This window comes from Gordonia jacobaea (genome assembly GCF_001186365.1).
In the GTDB taxonomy this organism is placed as follows: Bacteria; Actinomycetota; Actinomycetes; order Mycobacteriales; family Mycobacteriaceae; genus Gordonia; species Gordonia jacobaea.
This window is the reverse complement of record NZ_LDTZ01000033.1, coordinates 1-5,148: the sequence shown is the minus strand read 5'-3', so window position 1 is coordinate 5,148 and position 5,148 is coordinate 1. Positions and strand designations below refer to the sequence as shown.

General features: G+C 59.1%; 4 protein-coding genes and 1 pseudogene. 4 read left to right on the top strand and 1 reads right to left on the bottom strand.

The genetic code is table 11. The features are described 5' to 3' along the window. Window positions 1-22 precede the first annotated feature (22 nt). The gene (locus ABW18_RS22625; protein WP_233425431.1) at window positions 23-241 is read right to left on the bottom strand and encodes a helix-turn-helix domain-containing protein; all 219 of its coding nucleotides are present in this window, start codon (window positions 239-241) and stop codon (window positions 23-25) included. A gap of 124 nt (window positions 242-365) precedes the next feature. Here ABW18_RS22625 and ABW18_RS23555 point away from each other — a divergent pair. The 4 genes and pseudogenes from ABW18_RS23555 to ABW18_RS22030 all read left to right on the top strand — a co-directional run. Beyond that, window positions 366-830: pseudogene (locus ABW18_RS23555) on the top strand (TniQ family protein); the annotation flags it as partial. A gap of 177 nt (window positions 831-1,007) precedes the next feature. Continuing rightward, window positions 1,008-1,487, top strand: coding sequence for a hypothetical protein (locus ABW18_RS23310; RefSeq protein WP_040519576.1), 480 nt, complete (start codon window positions 1,008-1,010; stop codon window positions 1,485-1,487). Window positions 1,488-2,320: 833 nt separating this feature from the next. Further along, entirely contained in the window at window positions 2,321-3,274 is a 954-nt protein-coding gene (locus ABW18_RS22035) for a TnsA-like heteromeric transposase endonuclease subunit (RefSeq protein WP_083444510.1), read from the top strand. 101 nt (window positions 3,275-3,375) lie between these two features. Beyond that, window positions 3,376-5,148: hypothetical protein (locus ABW18_RS22030; RefSeq protein ID WP_152930179.1), on the top strand; the 1,773-nt coding region annotated here is incomplete at its 3' end.

The window sequence follows — 5,148 nt, the reverse complement described above, 5'->3', positions numbered from 1 at the left end:
TTAGTGGCGTCAGTCCCGACGACTAGAGATTTGACTCTGCATCCGCGAGTATCGCGCTCGGCGTCGTGCCCAGTGCTTCGGCCAGATCCCACAGCCGGTCTACTTGAGTCGAGGCTTCACCGGTTTCGATGCGGGCGATGGCTGGTCGGCTGACGCCGCTGGCGTCGGCGAGTTGCTGCTGAGTTAGTCCGGCCCCGACTCGTGCTCGGCGAATCGCGTCTCCAACTGCATCTCGCCGCATCTTCCGGACCCGCCTTTGAGCTGGCGTCAGGGACGCTTCAGGGACCGGCACGTCGTTCATTGTGACCGGTCGGGGAGGGGCGCGGTTCGCCCCACGCCCATTGTATCGCACGCGATACTAAGACATGCTCTCGCAAACCAAGTCCGACTCGCCAGCTCGAACTGCTTTGCGTACATTGGCGCTGCGTGTTCCGGCAATCGACGGAGAAGCGCTCGATTCGTGGGTAGAAGCGTGCTGTCGGCGGCATCGGCTCACGCTGGGCGAGTTCTATCGACACATGTCTATGCCGGGGGCAGGCAGGCGCGACCTCGTTACCGGCGTATCGCGATCCGAGATCGAGCGGTTAGCGCTCGCCGGCGGAATGCGCTCGGCGCAGATCGAGTCGATGACTGTGTCGGCAATGTTCCCAGAGACTGATGGGTACACCGTGACGCCGGTTGCTACGGACTACCAGGTTTATCCACGTCCGCGTGCGGGCTTCTGGCTCGTGACAAGGAGCTCACGGTTCTGCCCGCAGTGCCTAACCGAAGATGGTGGCCGATGGCAGTTGGGCTGGCGGTCTCGGTGGGCTTTCGCGTGTCGCCGCCACCACTGCTTGCTCGTGGATACATGCCCCCAGTGCGGATCGCACCCACGACGTCGTCGCATCACGCAACTGCGGCTTCGCGGAGGTTCGTGTGATGGCGCGAATGGTCGCTACGGCGGTGTTTGCCAGTTCGTCCTCGGCGGAGTTCAGGCGACTGCTCTCGATGCCGATTCGCCCATCTTGTGCGCACAGGCACGCATCGACACGCTTCTGCGCACCGAACGTGATCCGTCGCCTTCAACCTGGGCGCCGAGTCCACTGCTGCATGATGTGGCGTACCTGGCGCGCCAGATCATTCTGGCTGGTGATATCACGCAGATCGACTGTCTTGTAAGGGGAAGTGGCGCGGCGATCTTGGAACTGCGGGAGACCGGTGACATGGCGCGCAACAGCACGCGCAACTTTGTATCGAGCTTTGTTCTCGCACCAACGATAGCGCTGGCTCTCGGAGTGCTCGACTGTGCGGGCATCGATGAGGCTGCCCGGCGCTTGCACGAGCTGCTTCCGCTACCAGCAGAGCATCTACACTGTACAAATCTGCACCTGGAGATGAATGCGTGGGCGCGTCGAAGTGTTCAAGTTGAACTGATTTGGAACCGGCTGCGCACCGCCGAATTCGTGCCAGACTCGAGCAAGCGTCTGATCCGCAGGAGCAACTGATTGATCCGCTGTCTGCTCGGAGCTGTCGCAGCCGGAGGCGCCTCCTGCACGAGGGTCATGTGCACCAAGTGTGGCAACAGTGTCCTCCACCAAGGCAGGATCGGTGGGGCTAGTCGAACTGCTTAACCCAGTCGGTGGGAGGGAAGAGCACGAGTGACCAGTCCAGCTGGTTAAGTTGGCGCCCGAGAATCACTTTCGTGCGACGGGGTACCTCACACGAGTTGATATGACTGACGAGTTGTGTTCGCTCGGCGGTGAGATGATTGCGATAGTCGCGGTACTGAAGACGGCACCTCGGACTGCAGAACAGCTGCCGCCGACCCGCGTGGTGGACGGCGTACGAGACAGGCTTGGTGCAGAACGGGTTGAGGCACACCGACTCGGAGGGATAGTCGCGGCCGCTTTCGAGTAGTTGCTCTACGGTGTGAGCCGTGCCGAGCGCATAGATGGACATAGGGTCCCTCTCCCAAACTGGCAACCCGAACTATCACGTACTCGATCGCACGCGGTGTAGTCAGTCCGCCAGAGTTAGTTGTGGCTTCGATGTATGGGGACGACGATACGCGCAGAGTTTTCGTGGTCTGATAAAAGGGGCTCACGGCTATGGATTGGTCCGCCAGTTCGCGCTACCATTGGCTCTCAGAGGTGAAACGGCATCAGGACCGCCGAGCAGACACTCTCGTTAACTCTGAATCGAAGTGATGCCAATGAACTGGCTCATACTCTGATCGCGGATCTCTGATCACTCTTTCCTGCCGAATCGCTTGAGCGATGAGCACACCTCGCCCTTGGAAGCAATTACTCAGCGAGTTCGTCCGCCAGGTCGGCCGAGCATGATGCCTGTTTCCAGGACGGTGATTGATGTCGAAACAATGTGTGCAAGCACGCAGTTGTGCGGTCAGATCATGTCGAAGTCCCATGCACAGACCCTCCGAGAGGATAGTGCCGTGCCGGAAAAACATGGCTTACAGGAAGACATCAAAGCAAGCGCCGGGGGTCCTGTAATAAGGATACGAGGTCTTGATGACACCGTGACGACTGTCCCCTGTGACGGCGTCCAAAGCCGCGAAGCGCTCAAGAACACACTTCCCATACGGCTTGTTCGTCATTTCTCGGGGCAGTGGTACTACTCGGGTAAACACTACTGCTTCACGATGGGCGCTCACGTGCAATACGAGTCATTGCGAGAGCTACGACGACTCCAGCTCGCAGATGCCGATCCGGAGATCATCGAGATCCATTCGCAGCCGTTTCGGCTCGTCGAACGGGCCGAGCGCCGCCTCCGCCGCTACACACCCGACTACGCCACGGTTTCGCGGTCGGGAGAGGTCACCATAGTGGAAGTCAAAACAGCTCCAGGACTCAACGATCCCAAAGTAGCTTCGTGCCTGCAGTGGGCGATGCCACGGATCCAAGCACTGGGCTGGAACACCGAGGTCCACGTGACCGAACCCGATGAGATGGTGTCACTCAACATGGGTTACCTCGACGGGTTTCGCGACCCGGAACTCACCAACTCCGATGTCACAACTGCCGCCCTTGAGGCGGTTCGAGCAGGCACATTGACCGTCGACGAGCTGGTCGAGAAACTTCAAGAACAGTTTCCACAATGGCCAGTCACCCCCGCTGTGCGCCACCTGATCTGGCGTCAACAACTCCGCGCCGACCTGCACCGATTCGTTCTGCGCGGCACCACAGAACTCTCGGAAGGGGTGCCACTCCCGGACTACCTGACCGACGAGGCGAGAGCATTGTTCCACCACCGCATCAGCGACTCCGTTCGCTGATCGTCGCCTATTCCACGAGCACACAACAGCCACCACCAGGGCAGGCGATAGACATCGCCTTCCACAAGAAACGAAGAACCATGGACCTATCCAGGAGTGCCGTGAGCGTAGTTCCCGGCACCAAAGTCGTGTATCACGGTCGGCCGGCTCACGTTGAGTCGATCAGTGCCGAAGTAGCTGTGCTGTCCTACGAAGACACCCCGGGATTCTGCACGATCTGGACTGGCTCCATGTCCGCGAACCCCAACTTCGTCGTCCTTGACGCCCTTCCGCCTGAGGGAAAGACATCTGCCGCCTCAGACATCGATCTAGCGCCCGAACAGGCGCAGCGCGACGCCTATGAATGGGAAGAACACGTCCTAGAGATCACCACGGGATACCGCAGCGGCACCTCAGATCGCGCGTTGAAGGGCGAACCCCGTTCCCAATACGCGCCCGAGATAGCTCTGGAAGAACGATATGCGGCGAAAGCAGCAGAGCTGGGGCTGACTACCTCCTGTGTGAAGAAGCGATGCGCAAACTACTGGGCCGCCGACGGCAACCCCGCAGCGCTACTCGACGGACGGTCAATCCGCCGAAAACTAGGGATGCACTCCATTGACGCCCGCTGGTTGGAAATCGCTGCCCGGCAGGTACGCGAGCACCCGGGAAAAACCAGAATCACTCGCAAAGCGATGATCAACCAAATCAATCAACTGTGTGAAAGGCAGTACGGCGGCAGGGTGCGACAGCCTGGCCGCACCACCGCATACGCGGCACTGACGGAGCTTTCCGCCGGTCGTTACACGTTCCGGTCGTCGGTACAGACCGAGAAGCAACTCGCGGATTCCCCGTCCGGCGAATTTCACGGCTTGCACGCGGACTACCCCACTCAATTCTTGATGCTCGACACTCACTATTTCGATGTCATCGGTCTCGACCGACTCACCAGTCGGTGGGTCAATCTTCAGCTGACGTTGCTCATCGACGTCTTCTGCAAGAAGGTTCCCAGTCTAATTCTAACGGAACGTTCGACTGATGCATTCGCAGTGATGCAGCTGCTGTATCGCTATTTCGCGCCGCTGCAACGGCCCGCCTACATGCAGCAACTCGGGTGGTTAGGTGTCCCCGACCACGTCGTCTACGATCCAGACAACACTGACTTCATCCAATCGCGCCGCCCAGTTGCTGGTGCAGTTATCCCCGATAACGCTAAGATTTTCATCGGTAAACAAACTGTATCGGTCTTGCGGGCGATGCACACAGATCTACGACCCGCACGGGCTAACCAGCCCACGGACAAAGGCCCCTGCGAACGTCTATTTCAAACAATAGAGTACTACCTGCAAGATGTTGCAGGACAAAAAGGTGGATCTGTGCAGGTGCGCGGGGAGGACATCGAAAAACAGGCGGCCTACTACGTGGATGAACTAGAAGAGATGATCTGTGATTTCCTAGCAAACGTCTATCACAAACAGATCCATCGCGGGATCCAGCTGCCGGATGCTCCACATCTTAAGCTGTCACCCAACGCGGCACACGAATTCGGCGTTCGGCGCTCGCTCGGAAAATTTGGCTTGACCGTACCGTCAAGCCCGGACCTTCTGCTGCGACTACTACCGCTGGTGTGGCGCACCATCACCACCAAAGGAGTGCAATACCGACTGCAGTACACCAGTCCTCAACTCCCACCCCCCGGATCCCGCAGCGGCACCGGTACCGGACCAGACATCGACAAGTTCCCGGTACGAGTCAACCCATGGGACATGCGCTACCTCTACTTAGAAAAATCGCCGGGAGAGTGGATTCGCCTGACATGGAACAAGGCGCGCTATGTCGATGGACCATTCACCGAGCGAACACTGTCGCTTGCTCGCGACTACCAACGCCGTTGC

What these genes read in the sequence shown, in the direction of transcription:
- ABW18_RS22625 (WP_233425431.1), bottom strand. Translation starts at nt 241, where the DNA reads ATGCGGCGAGATGCAGTTGGAGACGCGATTCGCCGAGCACGAGTCGGG.
- ABW18_RS22035 (WP_083444510.1), top strand. Translation starts at nt 2,321, where the DNA reads ATGATGCCTGTTTCCAGGACGGTGATTGATGTCGAAACAATGTGTGCA.